Raw genomic sequence first — 1465 nt, 5'->3', positions numbered from 1 at the left:
TCTCGTCTAATCATGTGTATGAAAAGGAAAAATACATGTCCGCATCTGCTGTTAAAGAAACACTGAATCCGTTTGAAATTGCACAAAAACAAGTAAAAATTGCCTGCGATCGCCTGAATGCCGACCCAGCAGTATTTGAAATCTTGAAAAAGCCGCAACGTGTTTTGGAAGTCAACTTCCCTGTCAAACTCGACAACGGTACAGTAGAAAACTTCACCGGCTATCGTTCACAACACAATAATGCCGTCGGCCCTTACAAAGGCGGCGTGCGCTTCCATCCCAATGTAAATCTGGACGAAGTCAAAGCCCTGTCTATCTGGATGACCATCAAATGCTGCGTGGCCGGTATTCCTTACGGCGGCGGTAAAGGCGGTATCACTTTGGATCCGCGCAATTATTCCGAAGCAGAATTAGAACGCATTGCCCGCGCTTATTCCGAAGCCATTTCTCCGCTGATCGGCGAGAAAATCGATATTCCTGCACCTGATGTGAACACCAACGGCAAAATCATGTCTTGGATGGTTGATGCCTATGAAAACGTGGTAAAACATTCCGCACCGGGCGTATTCACCGGTAAACCGGTTGAGTTTGGCGGCTCTTTGGCGCGTACCGAAGCCACCGGTTACGGCGTAAACTTCGCCGCCGTCCAAGCTTTGGAAAAACTGGGCAAAGACGTGAAGGGTGCCACTTACGCCATTCAAGGTTTCGGTAATGTGGGCTACCACACCGGTTACTATGCACACAAAGCCGGTGCGAAAATCGTTGCCGTTTCTACCGTTGACGTTGCCATCTACAACGAAAACGGCTTGGATATGGAAGCAATCATCAAAGAATTCCAAACCAAAGGTTTCATCACCAACGAAGCCGGCTACGGCAAAGAAATCAGCAATGCCGAACTTTTGGCTTTGGAAGTGGACGTACTCGCCCCTTGCGCGCTGGAAAACCAACTGACTTCTGAAAACGCTGGTAAAGTCCGCGCGAAAATCGTGGTTGAAGGTGCAAACGGCCCGACTACTCCAGAAGCCGACGTTATCCTGCGTCAAAATGGCGTATTGGTTGTTCCTGATATTTTGGCAAACTGCGGCGGCGTGGTGGTATCCTATTTTGAATGGGTACAAAACCTGCAAGGCTACTACTGGGAGTTTGACGAAGTTCAAGAGAAAGAAACCGTTGTCCTGCGCCGTGCGTTCCGCGATATTTGGAACTTGGCTCAAGAATACGATGTCGACCTGCGTACCGCTTCTTACATGATGAGTATCCGTCGTGTTGAAAAAGCAATGAAGCTGCGCGGCTGGTATTAATCGTTTGAGCGATAGCTAAGAGCAGGCCGTCTGAAATCTGTTTTCAGACGGCCTTAATGTTTTTGATAAGAGCCTTTACAAATTTTAATCCACCTTGATTCCATTTCAATCAAACTCAGCTATAATCCCCTTTTTTGACCTTTCCGGAAAAGACATAATCATGA

1 protein-coding gene is annotated in these 1465 nt (G+C 47.6%); it reads left to right on the top strand.

Going from position 1 to position 1465, the window contains the following annotated elements; genetic code table 11:
• The first annotated feature begins 35 nt into the window (after positions 1–35).
• Positions 36–1301 (top strand): Glu/Leu/Phe/Val family dehydrogenase, encoded by a 1266-nt coding sequence (locus ACTHUM_RS13915; RefSeq protein ID WP_049331560.1) that lies wholly within the window; start codon positions 36–38, stop codon positions 1299–1301.
• Positions 1302–1465 lie beyond the last annotated feature (164 nt).

The organism is Neisseria sp. P0021.S006 (assembly GCF_051956895.1).
Note: the sequence above shows the minus strand (reverse complement) of the source record. Positions and strands in the feature narration are given on the sequence as shown.